This window comes from Litchfieldella anticariensis FP35 = DSM 16096, from assembly GCF_000409775.1.
Taxonomy (GTDB): Bacteria; Pseudomonadota; Gammaproteobacteria; order Pseudomonadales; family Halomonadaceae; genus Litchfieldella; species Litchfieldella anticariensis.
The window spans coordinates 206,609-224,755 of record NZ_KE332391.1 but is presented as its reverse complement, the minus strand read 5'-3'; the positions used below and the strand labels follow the sequence as shown (position 1 = coordinate 224,755).

Genomic DNA, 18,147 nt, shown 5'->3' with positions numbered 1-18,147 from the left:
ATCACAGGCGGTCATGGGAGGACATGGCAGGATGCAGCAGCAAGCACGAGGTAACGCAATCGGTGTGATCGGTCTCGGTGCCATGGGCATGGGTATCGCGACTTCCATGCTCGAGGTCGGCCTTCCGGTGATCGGCTGCGATGTGTCGGAACGGGCACGGGAGGCTTTCGTCGCCCATGGTGGCAGGAGCGTGGCGACGCCGGACGAACTCGCTGCCGAATGTGACGTCGTGGTGCTGGTGGTGATCAATGCTGAGCAAGTCGAGATGGTACTGTTCGGTGAGCGAGGGCTGGCGGGTGAGTTGGCGCCAGGCAGTTTGATCATGCAGTGCGCCACGGTCGCTCCGAGCTATGCCGTGGCACTTGGCGAGCGCTTGAACGCCATGAATCTCGAGATGCTGGATGCACCGATCAGTGGTGGCGCTACCAAGGCCAGGACCGGGGAGTTGTCGGTAATGTCATCCGGCAGCGATGCGGCCTACGCCAAAGGCCAGGCCGCATTGGATGCCATGGCGGCCAAGGTCTACCGTCTCGGTGATTCGCCAGGCGCCGGTTCCAGTGTCAAGTTGGTCAACCAGCATCTTGCTGGTGTGCATATCGCCGCTGCTGCTGAGGCCATGGCCTTGGGTATGCGCATGGGGATCGACCCCGACACGCTGTACGAAGTAATCACCCACTCGGCGGGTAATTCCTGGATGTTCGAGAACCGGGTACCGCACATCCTCAAGGCTGATTACACCCCGCTGTCCGCAGTCGACATCTTCGTCAAGGATCTGAATATCGTCCATCAGACCGGGCGCGAGCTGAGCCTGGCAATGCCGGTCGCTGCCAGTGCCTTGCAGCAGTTCACCGCCGCTAGCGGGGCCGGCTTCGGTCGCGAGGACGATGCCGCGGTGATCAAGGTCTACCAACGGTTGTCGGCTTTCGAGCTTCCGGCAGCCAACGATATTCAGGGGGAGAGCAGCCAATGAGTATCGTACTGGGTGCCATCGCCGACGATTTCACTGGGGCTACCGATTTGGCCAATAACCTGGTGCGTGCCGGAATGCGCACATCACAGGTGATCGGCATCCCCCGTGAGATTCATGCTCTCGATGACGTGGATGCGGTGGTGGTGGCCTTGAAGTCCCGCTCCTGCCCGGTCGCTGATGCTGTCAACGACTCCCTCGAGGCACTGCATTGGCTGAAGGCACAGGGGGCTCGCCAGATCTTCTTCAAGTATTGCTCGACCTTCGACTCCACCGATGAGGGCAATATCGGGCCCGTCGCCGATGCCTTGCTGGAGGCATTGGGAACACACCAGACGGTGATGGTGCCAGCCTTTCCAGCCAACGGTCGCACCGTTTACATGGGCCATTTGTTCGTCGGCGACCGGCTGCTCAACGACAGTGGCATGCAACACCACCCCTTGAACCCGATGACGGATGCCGACCTGGTGAGGGTGCTGTCACGTCAGACATCGCACCGGGTTTCCCTGCTGCCTCGTCCGGTTCTGGACAAGGGGGCCGAGACAGCGAAAACGCATCTTGATGATCAGTTGGCGCAAGGCGTACGTCACGTGATCTGTGACACCCTCGATGAGGCTGATCTCCAGGTACTGGCATCCGCAGTGGCGGAGTTGCCGCTGGTGACCGGAGGTTCCGGCCTCGGCCAGGCACTGCCCGCCGAATATCGCCGCCTCGGCTGGCTGGAAAAAGTCGATAACGCTGGGCGCTTGGCGCCGGCTCACGGCCCCGCACTGGTGCTTTCCGGAAGCTGTTCCCGAGCCACGCTGGGCCAGGTCGAACATTTCCTGGCATCGCATGACGGCTTCGCCTTGGACCCGCTGGCGCTTGCCGAAGGCAATGAGCAAGCCGAGCAAGCGCTGGCCTTTGCCCGCGAGCGCCTGCTCGGTCCCGCTGGTGGAGAGGCGCCGGTACTGATCTACGCCTCGGCGGCACCCGACAGGGTTCGGCTGGCGCAGCAGCGTCTTGGCGTGGCCGCGGCCGGCGAGTTGGTCGAGCGTGCATTGGCCGGGTTGGCGAAGGTGCTGGTGGCAGAGGGTGTCGGCCGGCTGGTAGTGGCGGGTGGCGAGACTTCCGGGGCCGTGGTCTCTGCTCTTGGCATCAGCGAATTGCGCATTGGTGAGCAGATCGACCCTGGCGTGCCTTGGACCCAGACCCATATCGAGGGGCATGAATTGCCACTATCACTAGCACTGAAGTCTGGCAATTTCGGTGGTGTCGATTTCTTCTCTCGAGCGTTCGATGCCCTGCGTGAGGAACGTCTTTCATGAGCATGCATGACGACAACCGCCTGCGCGAACGAATTGCCATGTTCGGCAAGTCGCTGTTCGATCGCGGGCTGACCATGGGCTCGAGCGGCAACATTAGCGTGCGGCTCGATGACGGTGGCTGGCTGATGACCCCGACCAATGCCTGTTTGGGGCGCCTTGACCCGCCGCGTATCTCGCGGCTCGACGGTGAAGGGCGGCTGCTCGACGGCGACAAGCCGACCAAGGAGAGCTTCCTGCACATGGCGATGTATGGCGAGCGTCCGCAGTCGGAAGCCATCGTGCACCTGCACTCCACTCATTCGGTGGCGGTGTCGTGCTTGCCCGGGATCGACCCTTGCGACTGCATCCCGCCGTTGACTGCCTATTACGTGATGCGTGTCGGCAAGTTGCCGCTGGTGCCCTATCACATGCCCGGCGACTCCGCTCTGGGCGATGCGGTCAAGGGGCTGGCGGGCAAGCACAGTGCGGTGTTGCTGGCCAATCATGGCCCAGTGGTGGCCGGCAAGTCGCTGGAAGCCGCGGTGTATGCCACTGAGGAGCTCGAAGAGACCGCCAAGCTGTTTCTGCTGCTGCGTGGGCAGAACCCTCGCTGTCTGAGCGATGAGCAGGTTGCCGAACTCGAAGCACGATTTCCGCGCGATTGATACAAGACCCCGTTGATACGAGACCAAGAAGGAACAGAGATGACACGACTGGCCGCCAACCTGAGCATGCTGTTTCCCGAGCATGACTTCCTTGATCGCTTTGCTGCGGCGGCGGACGCGGGATTCCGTGGCGTCGAGTATCTCTTTCCCTATGCGTTCGAACCGCAAGAGCTACGCACGGCATTGGACGACAACGGCCTGAGCCAAGTGCTGTTCAACCTGCCACCGGGTGACTGGGAGGCAGGCGAACGAGGTCTGGCCAGCCTGCCGGGACGCGAGAGTGAGTTCCGCGATTCTGTGATCGAGGCGATTCGCTATGCCGAAGCACTGGATTGCCCACGCCTGCATGCCATGGCTGGTCTATTGCCACCAGAGGCTGATGCCGCGACTCGCGCAGCGCACCGAGAGACCTATATCGCCAACCTGCGTTTCGCTGCCGGCGAACTGGCCAAAGTTGGCAAGACGTTGTTGATCGAACCCATCAATGGGCGCGACATGCCCGGTTTCTTCCTTCAGCGACAGGATCACGCTCGCGAAGTACTGGGATGGGTCGGAGCCGACAATCTGCGCGTGCAGTTCGACATCTACCACTGCCAGATCACCGAAGGCGACCTGATCCGCAACCTGGAAATACAGTTCCCGCATATCGGCCATGTGCAGATCGCCGGGGTGCCCGAGCGTCATGAGCCGGATAGCGGTGAGGTGAATTATCCGGCACTTATCGAGCGTCTTGAATCGCTCGGCTACGACGGCTGGGTGGGCTGTGAATATCGACCCGCCGGCGAGACCCGTACTGGTCTGGTTTGGGGCCGGGCATATGGACTGACCCCCTGAGAGTATCGAAGTGCTGAAAGTGGGCACCTGGAAAGAGAAAGGGTGCAATCGCTAGACGACAACGAAGGAACACGCCATGCATGTGTTGATCACCGGTGCCGCCGGCTTTCTTGGACAACGCCTGACTCATGCGCTGCTTGCCAGCGGTGATCTCGATGGCCGATCGCTTTCGCGGTTGACGCTGGTCGATCAGACGGCGCCCGAGGTGCCCTCCGGTACGGGTGTCGAGATTCGAGCCCGGGCACAGGACATCACCGCCCCCGGCGCCTGGGACACGGTACTGGACGAGCGCCCGGACGTGATCTTCCACCTCGCGGCCGTGGTCAGCTCGGCAGCCGAAGCAAATCTCGATTTGGGCATGGCAGTCAACTTCGAGGCCACGCGAACGCTGTTGGATGGCTGTCGTGCTCGAAAACTGTCGAGCACGCGGCTGATCATGGCTAGTTCCGTGGCGGTCTACGGTGGCCAACTGCCCGATACGCTGGATGACATGACCGCCCTGACGCCGCAGAGCTCCTATGGCACTCAGAAGGCCATGTGCGAATTGCTGATCAACGACTACAGCCGCCGTGGCTTGGTCGATGGTCGAGTGCTGCGGCTACCGACCATCGTCGTGCGCCCAGGGCGGCCCAATGCCGCGGCATCGAGCTTCGCCTCCAGCATCCTGCGCGAGCCCCTCAATGGTGAGGCTGCGGTGTGCCCGGTGCCCACTGATCTCGAGTTGTTCGTCATGTCGCCCGGTCGTGTGATCGAAGCGTTGATGCATGGTGCCACGGTGCCTGCCGACGCGTTCGGCGACTATCGCGGCCTGATGCTGCCGGGCATAACCGTGAGCGTGGCCGAGATGCTCGACACCCTGCGTGAATTGGGTGGCGAGGAAGCGTTGGCACGCGTTCGCCATGAGCCAGATGCTCGCATCGAGGCCATCGTAGCGAGCTGGCCTGCTCGCTTTGCGACCCGCAAGGCCGAGCGACTCGGCTTTATGGGCGACCAAAATCTGCGCGAGATCGTCGAGGCCTTTCTCGCCGACCCCGCACGGCACGGCTGATATCGGGTTCGCGTTCGCGCGGCTCGACCAGCAAGGGGCCAGTAGCCTTCACCGCTGGCCACCACCACAAGCGTCAATCCGCAAGAGGGATACAACAATGACAGCACGCTTCACACGCAACGTCCTTCACTCCGCTATCGCAGGCGTTTCCACCTTGGCACTGGCATCGGTCAGCCTGAGCGCTGTCGCCCAGCAGGCCATCACTGTGGGGCACACCACCTCCGACAGCTCGCACTACTCGGTGGGCGTCGATGCCTTCAAGGAAAAGCTCGAGGAACTCAGCGGTGGCGAGTTCACTGTCGAAGAGCATCCCTCCGGTGCCTTGGGAGGGGAACGCGACATGATCGAGGGCCTGCAAATCGGGACGCTCGATGCGGTGATCACCTCCACCGGGCCGCTGGGCAATTTCGTGCCGGAAACCTATGTGCTCGATCTACCGTTCCTGTTCCAGAACTACGATCAGGCGCGTTGTGTGCTGGACGGCGAGATCGGTCAGGATCTGTTGGCCAAGGTCGGTGAGCACGATCTGGTCGGTCTAGCCTGGTCCGAGAATGGCTTCCGTCACATGACCAACAGCCAGCGTCAAATCAAGACGCCTGAGGATGCGGCAGGATTGAAGGTTCGCACCATGGAGAATGAGATGCACATGGCGGCGTTCCGAGAGATGGATGTGCACCCCACCCCGATGGCGTTCCCTGAAGTCTTCACCGCCCTGCAGCAGGGGACGGTCGACGGTCAGGAAAACCCGATCCCGGTCATTCTGACCAGCAACCTGTGGGAGGTGCAGGACTACCTGTCGCTGACCGGTCATGTCTACTCGCCGGCGATCATGCTGGCTTCGCCGATACTCTGGGAGGGACTGAGCGAGGAAGAGCAGGGCTGGTTCATCGAAGCGGCCCAGGCCGGCGCCGAGGCGACCCGTGCCGAGGTCTCTCGGCTCGAAACCGAGGGGGTGGAAGAGCTCAAGGAGAAGGGCATGACCGTGGTCGAGGACATCGACAAGTCCATGTTCCAGGAAGCCGTCGAGCCGTCCTACAAGGGCTACACCGACCAGTACGGCAGCGAAATGCTGGATCGTATCCGTAACAGCGACTGCTGATCGTTCCGAGCCGCCCGTCCCGGTGCCTTCACCGGGACGGGCCGACGCAAGGTGAATGTCATGGTGGAACTCTTTCTGCGTGTCGAACGCTTCACGTCCCGCGTGGCGTTGATTGCCGCCGTCCTGATGCTGGTCGTCTCGGTGACCATGGGTTTCTATCAGGTGCTGACGCGCTTCGTCTTCGATGCGCCTTCGACCTGGTCCGAGGTCATGGCACGTTCGACGATGATCTGGTGTGTGTTTCTTGGAGCCGCGGCGAGTTTTCGCGGTGGCTACATGATGGCCGTGGAGGTCATCTACAAGCTGGTGCCGACGCGCCGCTTGATCTTGCTGGAAGGCATGATTGCCCTGTGCTGCATCATCTCGCTGGTGGTGCTGATCTATTTCGGGACGGCCATGACCTGGCGGGTGCACTCGCAGATACTCTCGGGGCTGGGGATCTCCATCTCTTGGGCCTATGCGGCCATCCCTGTCGGTGCCAGCTTCTCGTTGCTGGCGGTGTTGGCACGCTTGTTGGCCCAGGCTACCGGTCGTGAGCCGGTTGGTATCGCCGATGCCGATACGCCCTCTACCCACGATCAGCAGCCGGTGGCGGAACCCTCGATAGTGACACCCTCGAAGCCCGAATCGCCCGCTGTTTCCGATCCGGCTCAAGTCACCAGGAGGGCTCGCTCATGAATGCTGCTATCGGCTTGTCGTTGATCATCCTGTTTGCCCTCGGTGTGCCCATCGCCATCTCGATCCTGCTGGCGTCGATCATCGGCATCGAATTCTTCTCGCGGCTGCCGCTATTGATGGTGCCGCAGCGGATGTTCGTCGGTATCGACAACTTCCCGCTGATGGCGATCCCATTCTTCATCCTGGCCGGCAACCTGATGGCGGCGGGGGGGATCTCGCGGCGCCTGGTGGACCTGGCCAAGTCGATCGTCGGCGGGCTGCAGGGTGGCCTGGCGATGACTTGCGTGTTGACCTGCATGATGTTTGCCGCCGTTTCCGGGTCGAGCGTGGCGACCACCTTTGCCATTGGTTCGATCCTGATTCCGGCGATGGTCAAGCACGATTATCCGAAACCGCTGGCGGCTTCCATCCAGGCCTCCTCCGCGGAACTCGGTGTACTGATTCCGCCATCGATTCCACTGATCCTGTACGGCGTCAGTACCGACACCTCGATCGGCCGGCTGTTCATCGCGGGCATCGGCCCCGGCCTATTGATCGGGGGAGCGCTGCTGCTGTTCCTGTTCCTGTTTTGCAAGATTCGCGGCTACGGCTTGCGGGACCGCGAGGATCGCTCCGACTTCCTCTCGGCTTTCAAGCGCGCCTGGGCGGCGCTGTTGATGCCGGTGGTGGTCATCGGCGGCATCTACGGCGGCGTATTCACCCCCACTGAGGCCTCGGCGGTGGCCGTGGTCTATGCGCTGATCGTCGGTGGCCTGATCTATCGTGAACTGCCCTTCAAAGACCTGTGGCCGATTCTCAAGCAGAGCGTGATCTCTACCGCCACGGTAATGTTGATCATTTCGGCCGCGGCATTGTTCAGCTTCCTGATCAGCCGCTCTGGCCTACCATCCGACGTCGCCGCCTGGGTTACCCAAGTCTTCGATAACCCGGTGTCCTTCCTGCTCGCCGTCAACGTGATGCTGCTGGTGATTGGCATGTTCGTCGAGACCTCTGCCGCGATCCTGGTGCTGGCGCCGATCTTCACGCCAATTGCTATCCAGTACGGTATCGATCCGGTGCACTTCGGACTGATCATCGTCGTCAACCTGGCGCTGGGCATGTTCACTCCACCGCTTGGCGTCAACCTGTTCGCCGCCTGTGCGGTGGCCAAACTGTCCATCGACCAGTTGATCCCCTGGCTGCTGCGTTTCGTGCTGGTGGTACTGGCTTGCTTGATTGCAATCACCTACCTGCCCTGGATCTCGTTGGGGCTGGTCGACTTGTTGTACTGAGGAGAACCCTATGAGTCGCTTACCCGTCACACCCCCCAGTGCGGCCCTGATCGGCGGCGAGTGGGTGCCTACACCTTACTCACTGAGTGTCGAGGCGCCTGCCACTGGCGAGCCGTTGGCTGAAATCGCCCGTTGCGAGGCGGAACATGTCGAGGATGCCGTCATGGCGGCGCGCCAGGCATTCGACGGCCAACTTGGTGACTGGAATCGTTGGTCGGCGCGTCAACGCGGCGAATGGCTGTATACCTTCGCTGCGGCGATCGATGCCGATGCCGAGACGTTGTCCGCCCTGGAATGTGCCGATACTGGCAAACCGATGAGTCAAGCCAAGGGCGATATTGCGGTCTGCGCGCGATACTTCCGCTTCTATGCCGGTGCCGCCGACAAACTGCATGGCGAAACCATTCCCTTCGAGAATGGATACTCGGTGATGACTTTGCGCGAACCGTTCGGCGTTTGTGCGCAGATCATCCCTTGGAATTATCCGTCTCAGATATTCGGCCGTTGTGTCGCCGCGGCACTGGCGGCTGGCAACACAGTAGTGCTCAAGCCAGCCGAGGACGCTTGCCTGAGTGTGCTGCACCTGGCTCGCATTGCGACGCAATGTGGCCTGCCGCCCGGTGTGCTCAACGTCATTCCCGGCCTTGGCAAAGAGGCGGGCGCGGCATTGGCGGCACATCCGTTCATCAATCACCTGTCGTTCACCGGCTCACCGGCGACCGGTACCTTGGTCACCCAGTCGGCGGCAGCCAATCATGTGCCCGTGACCATGGAACTGGGTGGCAAGTCGCCGCAGGTGGTGTTCGCTGATGCCGATCTGGATGCCGCATTGGCAGCCGTGGTGCGCGGCATCATCCAGAACGCCGGCCAGACCTGCTCGGCGGGTAGTCGGTTGCTGGTCGAGTCGTCCTGCTACGACGAAGTGTTGTCGCGCCTCACCCAGCGTTTCTCCGAGCTGCGTTGCGACGCCGGTGAGAACGATCCGGACTGCGGAGCGCTGATCAATGCCCGTCAGCGAGCCAAACTCGAGGATCGATTGGCAGAGGCCCAAGCCGACGGTATTCGTGTGGCGGCTTCGGGGAGCCTCGCCGATAGCGCCCCCTCTGGCGGGCACTTCGTGGTGCCTCAGGTGTTGGTCGACATTCCCGAGGGCCACTATGTGGCCTGCGAAGAGCTGTTCGGCCCCGTGCTGGCGGTACAGCGTTTCGAGGATGAAGCAGACGCCGTGCGCCTGGCGAACTCGACCGACTTCGGTCTGTGTGCCGGCATCTGGACGAACGATGGCGGGCGTCAGTTGCGCTTGGCTAAGCGCATTCGCAGCGGTCAGGTGTTCATCAACAACTACGGTGCGGCAGGGGGTATCGAGTTGCCATTCGGCGGTGTTGGCCGCTCCGGTCACGGTCGCGAGAAAGGTTTCGAGGGACTCAAGAGTTATACCCAGCTGAAAACCGTGGCTATCCGTCACGACTGAAAATAGGCCTCGCTCGCCAACTTTTTCAGTTTCAAGAACGACTTGAATCTTGCAGGAAAAGGCCCTGTGAGCAGGGTGGCTGTGCGCGTGGAAGACGCTTACCGGAGTAAGAATATGACCTACAAGATTGCCGTATTGCCGGGTGATGGAATTGGCCTGGAAGTCGTACCCGAAGGGCTTCGTGTACTGGAGGCGGCAGCGAAACGCTTCGATTTGCCGCTGGAGTTCGAGCATTTCGACTTCGCCAGTTGCGCCTACTACATGGAACACGGCGACATGTTGCCGGATGACTGGTACGAGATTCTGTCGAAATTCGATGCCATCTTCTTTGGCGCGGTGGGCTGGCCCGACACCGTCCCCGATCACGTCTCGGCATGGGGTTCGCTGCTCAAGTTCCGCCGTGCCTTCGATCAGTACGTCAACCTACGCCCGTGTCGGTTGATGCCGGGTATCGAGAGCCCGCTGAAGGGACGAGTTCCGGGAGATATCGACTTCCTGGTGGTGCGTGAAAACACCGAAGGTGAGTACTCCCGCTTGGGCGGGCGAGCGTTCGAGGGCACCGACCGCGAAGTGGTGCTGCAGGAGACCATCATGACGCGGACCGGTGTCGACCGGGTGCTGAAATACGCCTTCGAACTGGCCCAGTCACGCCCCAGAAAGAAGCTGACCTCGGCGACCAAATCCAACGGTTTGTCGATCTCGATGCCGTATTGGAACGAACGGGTCAAGGCGATGAAGGCCAACTACCCTGACATCGAGGTCGATCAGTACCACATCGACATCCTGACCGCGAACTTTGTGCTGCATCCCGACTGGTTCGATGTGGTGGTGGCCAGCAACCTGTTCGGCGATATCCTCTCCGACCTGGGGCCCGCATGTACCGGCACCATCGGCATTGCACCCTCCGGCAACATCAACCCCACGCGGGAATACCCCAGCCTGTTCGAGCCGGTGCATGGTAGTGCCCCGGACATCGCAGGCAAAGGTGTTGCCAATCCCATCGGCCAGATCTGGTGCGGGGCGATGATGTTGGAGCATCTAGGGGAGGTCGAGGCGGGCGAGGCAATCGTCAATGCTATCGAAGCGGTGCTGGAACGCAGCGACATGAGCGTGATCACCCCGGACCTGCAAGGCACCGGCACCACCGAGACCCTGGGGCGGGCCATCGCCGGGGTGTTGGGCGGAGCCTGAGGCAGAAGGGCTGGGTTTGCCCGGTGCCAACCACTGCTGGGTGTTTAGAAAGGAACGCTTACCCATTGGGAGGAGAGACGAGATGAGCAAGACATATCGTGTCGGGATGATCGGTGTGGGGCTGATGGGCCACGGTATTGCTTCGAGCCTGCTGCGCGCAGGTCATGAACTGAGCTTTCTCGATCACCCGGGCAACCAGCCCGTTGACGATCTGCTAGAGGCTGGGGCGGTACGCAAACTGACTGGCCGCGAGGTTGCCGAGGGCTCCGACGTGGTGATTCTGTGCGTGACCGGTACGCCCCAGGTGGAAAGTGTGCTGTTCGAGCCGGATGGTGTACTCGAAGGATTGCGGCCCGGTACCACTGTCGTCGACTGCTCCACGGCGATTCCCAGCTCGACCGAAGCCATTGCCGAGAAGGTCGCCGCCGCTGGCGGACGCTTCATGGATGCCGCGATGACACGTACTCCCAAGGAGGCCGCCGAAGGACGGTTGAACTTGATCGTCGGTGCTTCCGATGAGTTGTTTAGTGATATCCGATCGTTGCTGGAGAGCTTCTCCGAGCACATCACCCATGGTGGCCCAGTGGGCTCCGGTCACAAGCTCAAGCTGCTACACAACTATGTGTCGCTGGGCTTCACGGCGGTGTTGTCCGAGGCCACGGCTGCCTCACGGCGTGCAGGGATTGCCGATGACGTCTTCCTGGAGGTACTGGGTAATGGAGGGGGCGGTGGAGTGGTGCTGGAGCGCCTGCGGCCGTTCATCGTTGCCGAAGACCCCTCGGGTTTCCGCTTTAGCCTTGCCAATACTCTCAAGGACGTTGGCTATTACAACGCCATGGCCCGGGACGTGGGCGCATCGCATCCTGTGGCCGAGTCCATCGAGGCGCTCTATCGCGAGATAAACGAACAAGGGCATAGCGAGCGGCTGGTGCCTGAACTGATCAAGATTCTGGAACATGATTAGCCACTTGAATCGGCGTCACGAATCTTGCCGAAATAGGCGTCCGTGCCGATCTGCCCACCCTTGAAGGCGATTTCGAGCCCATCGAAGACTGGGTTGTCGCTGTGTGCGATGCATAGCGGCGAGCCCGGCGTTTCCAGCAGCGGCAGGCAAGTGGTGAGGGCATGGATGCCCAACTGATGTAGGGCATGGCTTGAGGTGTCGCCGCCGGCGACCACGACCCGGCGCAGCCCTTCTTGAACGACCAGTTCACGCAGGATTTGCCCCAGTCCGCGGCCGATGCCATGCCGGGCCTGTTCCGAGTCGAGTTGCCGGCCGGAGGAGTCGGGGCCGAGCGCCGTATACAGAATGACGCTTTGGCCGTCGCGAAGAGCTGCCAAGGCTTGCTCAGTCGACTCTTTGCGTGCGCTTTCGGCTGTGTCTTCATTGGCCAGGCGGCTTGCCTCGATGCCAATGGTGCGGAAGCCGTTTTCCTGGGCCCAACGGATTTGCTGTGCGGTGGTCTCGGAGCAACTGCCGGAGACCACGGCGATGCGCTCCATGGCCCCGGGATTCTTGAAAACCGGCGGGGCGCCGATCAGCTCCTGACGACGCCATTCCTGGAGCAGGGCGTACTCGACCCCCGAGGAACCGACCACGAAGTTGCCTTCCGGCCGGCGAGTGCGCCAAAGCTGACGTCCCACCGCCGTCTGGCTGGCGTGGTCGAGCACATCATAAAGCAGTGCTTCGTGTTGATGCTGCCAATCGTCGACCCATGCATCGATGTCGTTCGCCGTCAGTGATATCAGGTCCACCAGACCGATATCGAGTGCAGTCTGATGGCTCAGATGACGGCGAAGGTCGGCCTCGTGCATGGGCGTGACCGGGTGACGTGACATGATCGGATGGCGATCGATGCGATGCACTTTGCCTTGGGCGGCGGCGAAAAGATGGCCGAAGGCGGTGTAGCGGCGCAGTTGGGGCGCACCGACCACCAGTGGCACGCAGGGCTGAGCATACAAGTCGCGCCCGATTTCCAATGCGCGGCCAATGCTGCCGACTTCGGGGGCGCTGTCGAAGGTGGAGCAGGTCTTGTAGTGGCAGAAATCGGCATCCAGCGAACGCAGCCACTTAAGGGCGGGCGTCAGGTGATCAATCATCCAGGCGGGCGATTCGCTGCGGCTGGTGCCGGCCAGACCGAAGGCTCGACAGTCGGCGAAGCGTGCCAGTTGGGACGCATCAGGAATGGCGGTGAACAGCACCGTCGGTACGCCATGGCTACTCAGGGCTTCCATGACATCCGTCGAGCCGGTCAGGTCATCACCGTAGTAGGTCATCAGTGGCGTATTGGTTGCCATCAGCGAAAGGCCTCCAGCGCCTGGGCAAGTTCGTGATGTTCGGTGGCGTAATCCTCCAGCCTCACGCCTTGAACGGCCGCGTCCCAAGCTTGACGCAGGCTACGCACTCCCGCGCCAATGCCGCCAGGGTGGGCCATGATGCCGCCACCGGCGCAGAAGATCAGGTCGGTGCTGCCGATGGTTCGGTAGGTATCGACGGCCTGCAGGGCGGTCTGGCCCGAGGAGAATACCGGCATCACCTCACATCCCGGTGCTGGTGGCTCGAACATCGGGGTCAGGCAGCCTCGGGCGCTGGCGATCACACTGTCATCGGGTTCGCTGAACTTGTTGCGCAGACCATTGACGTGGATGTGATCCACGCCTGCCAGGCGCCACAGTTTCTGATAGGCGATGAAGCTCATGCCGATGTACGGCGAGCGGCTGTACAGGCCCCAGCCGGCACGGTGGCCGTGCAATGCCAACCGGCAATGACGGCGTAGATGTGTCACGCCGGAAAGCCCGACGCTGTTGACGGCGACCATCACGCAGCTACCACCGGCTTTGGCCACGTAGTCGTGGTGATCGCGCATTTCGTCGATGTCGCCGGTGATGTTGAAGGCATACATGACCTTGCGCCCAGTGCGTTCGGCATGGGCATTGATGACCGGCATGACCGCGTCGACCCGCGCCTTGAGCGGGTTGTGAGGTCCGTTGGCCTGCAACTCATCGTCCTTGATGAAATCGATACCGCCTTCGACCAGTTGCTCTACCACCTCGGCAGTCTGTTGTGGCGAGAGGCCAACACTGGGTTTGATGATGGTACCGATCAGTGGGCGGTCGGCAATGCCGGTCAACTGTCGGGTACCTTCGATGGCGAACTGGGGGCCCGGATAAGCCTTGGCGAAACTCATCGGCAGCGTCAGGTCGAGGAGCTTGAGCGCTGAAAACTCCTTGAGCTCGAAGAGGTTGCCGGCAATGGTCGACATGAGGTTGGGAAGTGACGGGCCGAGATTGGCAATCGGCCAGGAGAGAGTGACGTTGGCACGCTGATAGCGTGGTGAGTCGCCGCCCCCTTGCAGGGGGCGCATAGGCAGCGAGGGAGCATCGACACTTTCCAGTGGCTCGATACGCTCGACGATGGCACCGTGGTTGGCGCGCAGTTGGTCCGTCTCATTGGCCAGGCGGGTGAAGGTACCCGAGGATTGCTCGCCGGCCATCACCTCGGCGGCTCGATCGACGGGATAGGGCGTCTCGATGAAATAGGTGGCGTAGATGCGCTCGCTCATGGTGCACCTTCAGGTGATGCGGCGGATGCTTTCGGCGATTTCTTCGCGCTCGAACACGCGCTTCCAGTCGTCGCGCATCAGCAGCGGCTTGCCGTTTTCGATCGCCTTGTTGCAGGCATCCGAGAAGGCACCAGGCTGCTCGTCGAAGATCACCGCGCCCAGGATGTTCATATGGCCGAGCAGGAAGTCGCGGGCGCATTGCTGTGACACGCCGCGGCTGACGACCTCGTCCATGGCCTCGCGCATCACCGCCAAAAGGGTGGCGCACACCGTCTCGGACAGCCCGGGTTCGAGTAGTGCCATCTCATCGACGCTGACGCGATGGGAACGGCCCACTGGTGCGTAGATAGTGCGCGCGATTTCCTCGCCGAGCGCGTAGCTCTCCTCAGGGCCTTGCATCAGCGCGCTGACGATATGCTGGGTGGCTTTATAGCCGCCGAAGAAATCTTTCTTGGCCTCCATCTCTGTCTCGTCGTTGAAGATCGACGGGTGGCAAGGATGAGTGACGAAATAGGTCAGGTCATCACGTGCCGGTAGGTGTCCGGCGAAGGGTGCCGCCGCATCCAACGTGATGACCATGGTGCCGGACTCCATCATCGGTGAGAGCTGGTGAGAGATTTTCCCGACCAGAGTGTCCGGTACCGCCAGAATGACGACGTCTGCACCGGGCACGGCTCGCTCGACATCGAGACATTCGATCTCCAACTCCTCCTTGAGACGGGCTCGCCCCTGTTCACTGACTTCGACGTGCTTCACCGAAAAGTTCGAACCCTTGAGGTTGCGGGACAGGCGATAGCCCATCTTGCCGCCGGCACCGATCAACGCAATTGTGATCATTTGTTCATCTCCACCTTCGAAGGAAGTGAGTCGGCTATGGGAAACTTTGTTGTTCAACTGGTATGATGACATGATAACGAGACCATTATGTCAAACACAACTTTGGTCGCAGTGACATCACCTTTTCGTGCTCACCTGGGTATGCTGCGACCCTGTCGATCCTTGTCCCGAGACCCGTTATCATGAGTGATGCCTTGAAAATCCCCCGTCGCAAGCTAGCTGACGAGGTCTTCGATCGGCTTTATGCCAAGCTGCTCAATGGAGAATATGCCCCTGGTGAGAGCTTGCCTTCAGAGCGCGAGTTGATGGAACTCTTTGGGGTCGGTCGTCCGGCCATCCGCGAGGCAACTCAGGCGTTGGAACGGCTTGGCCTGGTGTCGATACAGCATGGGCAACGCCCTAAAGTGATCATGCCTACCGCGTCGGGCGTGCTGTCGCAGATCGAGCTGACCGCCATGCACATGCTTTCCAGCTCGCCACAGTCGCTGGAACATCTGAAGGAGGCTCGGGCTTTCTTCGAAGTGGGAATGGTAGCTCGCGCCGCGCGCATGGCCAGCGATGTGGATATCGCCACATTGGAAGGGTTGCTGGAACAGCAGCGCGCCGAGTTGAACCGTGATGCGCAGGCGTTCATCAAGACTGACATGGCCTTCCATGCCGCGATTGCTGAAATTACCGGCAACCCGATCTTCGCCGCGGTGAGCCGCGCCATGCTCGACTGGCTGGCCAACTTTCATGCCTCATTGCTGCATTGGAAAGGCAATGAGCATCTCACCTTGGAGGAGCACGAGCGAATTCTCTCTGCCATCAGGGTGCATGACGAAGCATTGGCGACTAACGAGATGCGCGCCCACCTTGACCGGGCTCGCCGACTCTACAACCTGACTTGAAGCGTCGTGCTGCAGCAATCGTCATGGCGACTATCTCCAGCAAGTATCATGCTAAAGGTCATGTGCTCCATCATCTGGCTAAAGGTGCTTCATGGACGACTGCCTGACACTCACCGCGACGCAACTGCTCGAGGCCTACCGACGCAAGACACTTTCCCCCTCGGAATATGTTGAGGCGTTGATAGCACATATCGAACGCTGGGAACCTCATCTCAATGCGCTTTACGCGTATCGCCCCGAGGCATTGCGGGAGGCGGCACAGGCGTCTTCTCGGCGTTGGGCTCGCGGCGAACCGGTGGGTATGTTGGACGGAGTACCTGTCACCCTCAAGGAGTTGATTGCCACGCAAGGTTTACCCGTGCCGCATGGCACCCTTGCTGGCGAGCATCCGCCTGCCATGGAGGATGCACCACCAGCCGCACGCCTGAATGAAGATGGTGCGTTGCTGGTGGCCAAGACCACCTGCCCCGATTACGGCATGCTCTCGTCGGGACTCTCTTCCTTTCATGGACTGACCCGAAATCCTTGGAATCTCGACTGCAATCCCGGCGGTTCGAGCTCGGGGGCGGCAGCGGCTGCCGCCGCCGGTTACGGCCCTCTACATGTGGGCACGGATATAGGCGGCTCCATTCGTCTGCCGGCGGCATGGTGTGGCGTCGTTGGCTTCAAACCGACCCTGGGGCGCATCCCCATCGATCCATATTACGTCGGGCGCTGCTCCGGCCCCATGACACGTTGTGTCGATGACGCTGCGCTGATGATGTCGACCTTGTCACGCACCGACCGCCGTGATGCCATGCGCCTGCCCCCAGAGAAGATCGACTGGCAGGATCTCGATTGCGATGTCAGCGGCATGCGCCTTGGCGTGATGATGGAAGCGGGATGTGGCCTGCCGCTGGATGAGGAGATTCGCTCTGGTGTCGAGGCTGCAGCCAGGCAGTTCGAAGCGGCAGGGGCCACCTTGGTGTCTCTGGAGCCGGTCATGACGCGTGAGATGCTCGATGGGTTGGATCGTTTCTGGAGAGTTCGCCAGTGGAACGAGCTTGAGTTATTGGCCCCCGAGGAACGTGCCCGGGTACTGCCGGTGATCTTGGCATGGGCAGATGACGGCGCACGTCTAAGTGGGATAGAAGTGATGCGTGGCTTCCAACAGACCATGAACATACGCCGAGCCACCGAGGCGGTATTCGACGAAGTCGATGCGGTATTGTCGCCGACTACCCCTAATGTCGAGTTCCCGGCCGACTGGGCATCTCCGGTCAACGATCCTCAACGCCCTTTCGAGCATATCGTCTATACCGTGCCGTGGAACATGGGCGAACAGCCAGCGATATCGCTGAATGCGGCCTTCAACGATTCCGGCATGCCGATTGGGGTACAGATCGTCGCCCCACGCTTTGCCGATCGGTTGGTGCTGCAACTGGCCAAGGCATATGAGACCTGGCGTGGTCCGCCATCGTGCTGGCCATTGCCGCCTGCTGAGCACTGATGGACTCTAAAAGGCTTGGCCCGATCAGGTAAGAAAGCAAAGCTCGCCTCAGGTCAGCGCATGCTTAGATACTTGTTTGTCGATACTGACTCACCAACTCACTTTCTATGTGGTGGTAAAGCTCTCTTAAGTGAGGAGATAGGTCGCTGACGGCCTGGCGCTGGTCAATATAATAAGCGGCCCGAGGTCCGTGATAATTCATCATTTCTCCGATCTGTTGAAATCGCAGGCCGGACAATGTCAGCAATCGCGCAAAACGAGGTTCCATCATGGCAAAAACATGAGGGCGTTCCATGAATCCGATCAAGGCAGTAGCGGCGAGGAAAAAACTAACGCCAATCAAGGGAAAGGTGCGTCTCTCCTCAGGTGTGAAAGCGATGTCATCTAGCGCTTCGGAAGCGGTGTCACCGTTTCCTGCTCGCCGTCGAAAACGGCCCGGAACGGCTAGTCTAGAGACCTCACAAATTTGTTGTTTGGGAAATTTGGCAGGATGAAGAACATGGTGGTTCAAACTATGGCCACAGTAGTATTCTATAGGCAACTGTTCCAAAGGGGGAGGAGCACCTTCATGAGGTATTACCACGCGTATGCAGCCAGCAATCGTCTTGCTATGGCGGTGCTCTAGAAGACAAAGCAACGCCTTTTCGTCATAAACATCTTTTTCTTGCTGTGTGACCGGGTCTTCTTTCAGGGTCGTGTAATGAAGCTCGCGCAAAAAGACATCATAACGTACCTTGAAGGCCAAGCTTCTCTCTTTCTCGGATAGTGCAATACGAAATCGGAAGTGGTCGGAAAATAAGTTGAAGATATTCAAAATAGTTCCCTTGCATTATTCTGAAAATATGTGGTTTCAGGGTC

17 protein-coding genes are annotated in these 18,147 nt (G+C 60.6%); 13 read left to right on the top strand and 4 right to left on the bottom strand.

The features are described from left to right. The first annotated feature begins 31 nt into the window (after nt 1–31). The 11 genes from ltnD (at nt 32) to L861_RS13395 (ending at nt 11,474) form a co-directional block, all read left to right on the top strand. The gene (gene ltnD / locus L861_RS13445) at nt 32–970 is read left to right on the top strand and encodes an L-threonate dehydrogenase (protein ID WP_016417576.1); all 939 of its coding nucleotides are present in this window, start codon (nt 32–34) and stop codon (nt 968–970) included. Further along, nucleotides 967–2,274, top strand: a complete 1,308-nt coding sequence (otnK, locus tag L861_RS13440; protein WP_016417575.1) for a 3-oxo-tetronate kinase — start codon at nt 967–969, stop codon at nt 2,272–2,274. The genes ltnD and otnK overlap by 4 nt, the downstream gene beginning before the upstream one ends. Further along, nucleotides 2,271–2,918: a 3-oxo-tetronate 4-phosphate decarboxylase gene (gene otnC / locus L861_RS13435; RefSeq protein WP_016417574.1), complete on the top strand. Its 648-nt coding sequence runs from the start codon at nt 2,271–2,273 to the stop codon at nt 2,916–2,918. Before otnK ends, otnC begins: the two co-directional genes overlap by 4 nt. Before the next feature lie 39 nt (nt 2,919–2,957). Next, nucleotides 2,958–3,752 (top strand): 2-oxo-tetronate isomerase, encoded by a 795-nt coding sequence (gene otnI, locus L861_RS13430; protein WP_016417573.1) that lies wholly within the window; start codon nt 2,958–2,960, stop codon nt 3,750–3,752. A gap of 76 nt (nt 3,753–3,828) precedes the next feature. After that, nucleotides 3,829–4,800, top strand: a complete 972-nt coding sequence (denD, locus tag L861_RS13425) for a D-erythronate dehydrogenase (RefSeq protein WP_016417572.1) — start codon at nt 3,829–3,831, stop codon at nt 4,798–4,800. A gap of 97 nt (nt 4,801–4,897) precedes the next feature. After that, nucleotides 4,898–5,899, top strand: coding sequence for a TRAP transporter substrate-binding protein (locus L861_RS13420; protein ID WP_016417571.1), 1,002 nt, complete (start codon nt 4,898–4,900; stop codon nt 5,897–5,899). 60 nt (nt 5,900–5,959) lie between these two features. Further along, nucleotides 5,960–6,577, top strand: a complete 618-nt coding sequence (locus L861_RS13415) for a TRAP transporter small permease (protein ID WP_016417570.1) — start codon at nt 5,960–5,962, stop codon at nt 6,575–6,577. Continuing rightward, on the top strand, nt 6,574–7,848 hold the full coding sequence (locus tag L861_RS13410; RefSeq protein WP_016417569.1) for a TRAP transporter large permease: 1,275 nt from the start codon (nt 6,574–6,576) through the stop codon (nt 7,846–7,848). The genes L861_RS13415 and L861_RS13410 overlap by 4 nt, the downstream gene beginning before the upstream one ends. A gap of 10 nt (nt 7,849–7,858) precedes the next feature. Then, nucleotides 7,859–9,319, top strand: coding sequence for an aldehyde dehydrogenase family protein (locus L861_RS13405; RefSeq protein ID WP_016417568.1), 1,461 nt, complete (start codon nt 7,859–7,861; stop codon nt 9,317–9,319). Between the two features lie 114 nt (nt 9,320–9,433). After that, nucleotides 9,434–10,510 carry a tartrate dehydrogenase gene (locus L861_RS13400; RefSeq protein WP_016417567.1) on the top strand — a complete coding sequence of 359 codons (1,077 nt, stop codon included), beginning with the start codon at nt 9,434–9,436 and terminating at the stop codon, nt 10,508–10,510. 82 nt (nt 10,511–10,592) lie between these two features. Continuing rightward, complete coding sequence (locus tag L861_RS13395) at nt 10,593–11,474, top strand: NAD(P)-dependent oxidoreductase (protein ID WP_016417566.1); 882 nt, start codon at nt 10,593–10,595, stop codon at nt 11,472–11,474. Here the strand turns inward: L861_RS13395 and L861_RS13390 are convergent. Genes L861_RS13390 through L861_RS13380 form a run of 3 tightly spaced genes read right to left on the bottom strand, consistent with a single transcriptional unit; the run spans nt 11,471 to nt 14,910 of the window. After that, the gene (locus L861_RS13390; protein WP_016417565.1) at nt 11,471–12,808 is read right to left on the bottom strand and encodes a four-carbon acid sugar kinase family protein; all 1,338 of its coding nucleotides are present in this window, start codon (nt 12,806–12,808) and stop codon (nt 11,471–11,473) included. The genes L861_RS13395 and L861_RS13390 overlap by 4 nt on opposite strands. Then, on the bottom strand, nt 12,808–14,073 hold the full coding sequence (locus L861_RS13385; RefSeq protein WP_016417564.1) for a ribulose-bisphosphate carboxylase large subunit family protein: 1,266 nt from the start codon (nt 14,071–14,073) through the stop codon (nt 12,808–12,810). The genes L861_RS13390 and L861_RS13385 overlap by 1 nt, the downstream gene beginning before the upstream one ends. Nucleotides 14,074–14,082: 9 nt before the next feature. Beyond that, nucleotides 14,083–14,910: a phosphogluconate dehydrogenase C-terminal domain-containing protein gene (locus L861_RS13380; protein ID WP_016417563.1), complete on the bottom strand. Its 828-nt coding sequence runs from the start codon at nt 14,908–14,910 to the stop codon at nt 14,083–14,085. 182 nt (nt 14,911–15,092) lie between these two features. Here L861_RS13380 and nanR point away from each other — a divergent pair, with 182 nt between their 5' ends. Together nanR and L861_RS13370 are read left to right on the top strand one after the other, a co-directional pair. Next, on the top strand, nt 15,093–15,800 hold the full coding sequence (nanR, locus tag L861_RS13375) for a transcriptional regulator NanR (RefSeq protein ID WP_016417562.1): 708 nt from the start codon (nt 15,093–15,095) through the stop codon (nt 15,798–15,800). Between the two features lie 91 nt (nt 15,801–15,891). Continuing rightward, nucleotides 15,892–17,289: an amidase gene (locus tag L861_RS13370; RefSeq protein ID WP_016417561.1), complete on the top strand. Its 1,398-nt coding sequence runs from the start codon at nt 15,892–15,894 to the stop codon at nt 17,287–17,289. A gap of 64 nt (nt 17,290–17,353) precedes the next feature. Here L861_RS13370 and L861_RS13365 read toward each other — a convergent pair whose 3' ends face one another. Then, nucleotides 17,354–18,103: a PEP-CTERM/exosortase system-associated acyltransferase gene (locus L861_RS13365; protein WP_016417560.1), complete on the bottom strand. Its 750-nt coding sequence runs from the start codon at nt 18,101–18,103 to the stop codon at nt 17,354–17,356. Nucleotides 18,104–18,147 lie beyond the last annotated feature (44 nt).

Coding starts and splice junctions, on each gene's coding strand:
- ltnD (WP_016417576.1), top strand. CDS start 32: ATGCAGCAGCAAGCACGAGGTAACGCAATCGGTGTGATCGGTCTCGGT.
- otnK (WP_016417575.1), top strand. CDS start 967: ATGAGTATCGTACTGGGTGCCATCGCCGACGATTTCACTGGGGCTACC.
- otnC (WP_016417574.1), top strand. CDS start 2,271: ATGAGCATGCATGACGACAACCGCCTGCGCGAACGAATTGCCATGTTC.
- otnI (WP_016417573.1), top strand. CDS start 2,958: ATGACACGACTGGCCGCCAACCTGAGCATGCTGTTTCCCGAGCATGAC.
- denD (WP_016417572.1), top strand. CDS start 3,829: ATGCATGTGTTGATCACCGGTGCCGCCGGCTTTCTTGGACAACGCCTG.
- L861_RS13420 (WP_016417571.1), top strand. CDS start 4,898: ATGACAGCACGCTTCACACGCAACGTCCTTCACTCCGCTATCGCAGGC.
- L861_RS13415 (WP_016417570.1), top strand. CDS start 5,960: ATGGTGGAACTCTTTCTGCGTGTCGAACGCTTCACGTCCCGCGTGGCG.
- L861_RS13410 (WP_016417569.1), top strand. CDS start 6,574: ATGAATGCTGCTATCGGCTTGTCGTTGATCATCCTGTTTGCCCTCGGT.
- L861_RS13405 (WP_016417568.1), top strand. CDS start 7,859: ATGAGTCGCTTACCCGTCACACCCCCCAGTGCGGCCCTGATCGGCGGC.
- L861_RS13400 (WP_016417567.1), top strand. CDS start 9,434: ATGACCTACAAGATTGCCGTATTGCCGGGTGATGGAATTGGCCTGGAA.
- L861_RS13395 (WP_016417566.1), top strand. CDS start 10,593: ATGAGCAAGACATATCGTGTCGGGATGATCGGTGTGGGGCTGATGGGC.
- L861_RS13390 (WP_016417565.1), bottom strand. CDS start 12,808: ATGGCAACCAATACGCCACTGATGACCTACTACGGTGATGACCTGACC.
- L861_RS13385 (WP_016417564.1), bottom strand. CDS start 14,073: ATGAGCGAGCGCATCTACGCCACCTATTTCATCGAGACGCCCTATCCC.
- L861_RS13380 (WP_016417563.1), bottom strand. CDS start 14,910: ATGATCACAATTGCGTTGATCGGTGCCGGCGGCAAGATGGGCTATCGC.
- nanR (WP_016417562.1), top strand. CDS start 15,093: ATGAGTGATGCCTTGAAAATCCCCCGTCGCAAGCTAGCTGACGAGGTC.
- L861_RS13370 (WP_016417561.1), top strand. CDS start 15,892: ATGGACGACTGCCTGACACTCACCGCGACGCAACTGCTCGAGGCCTAC.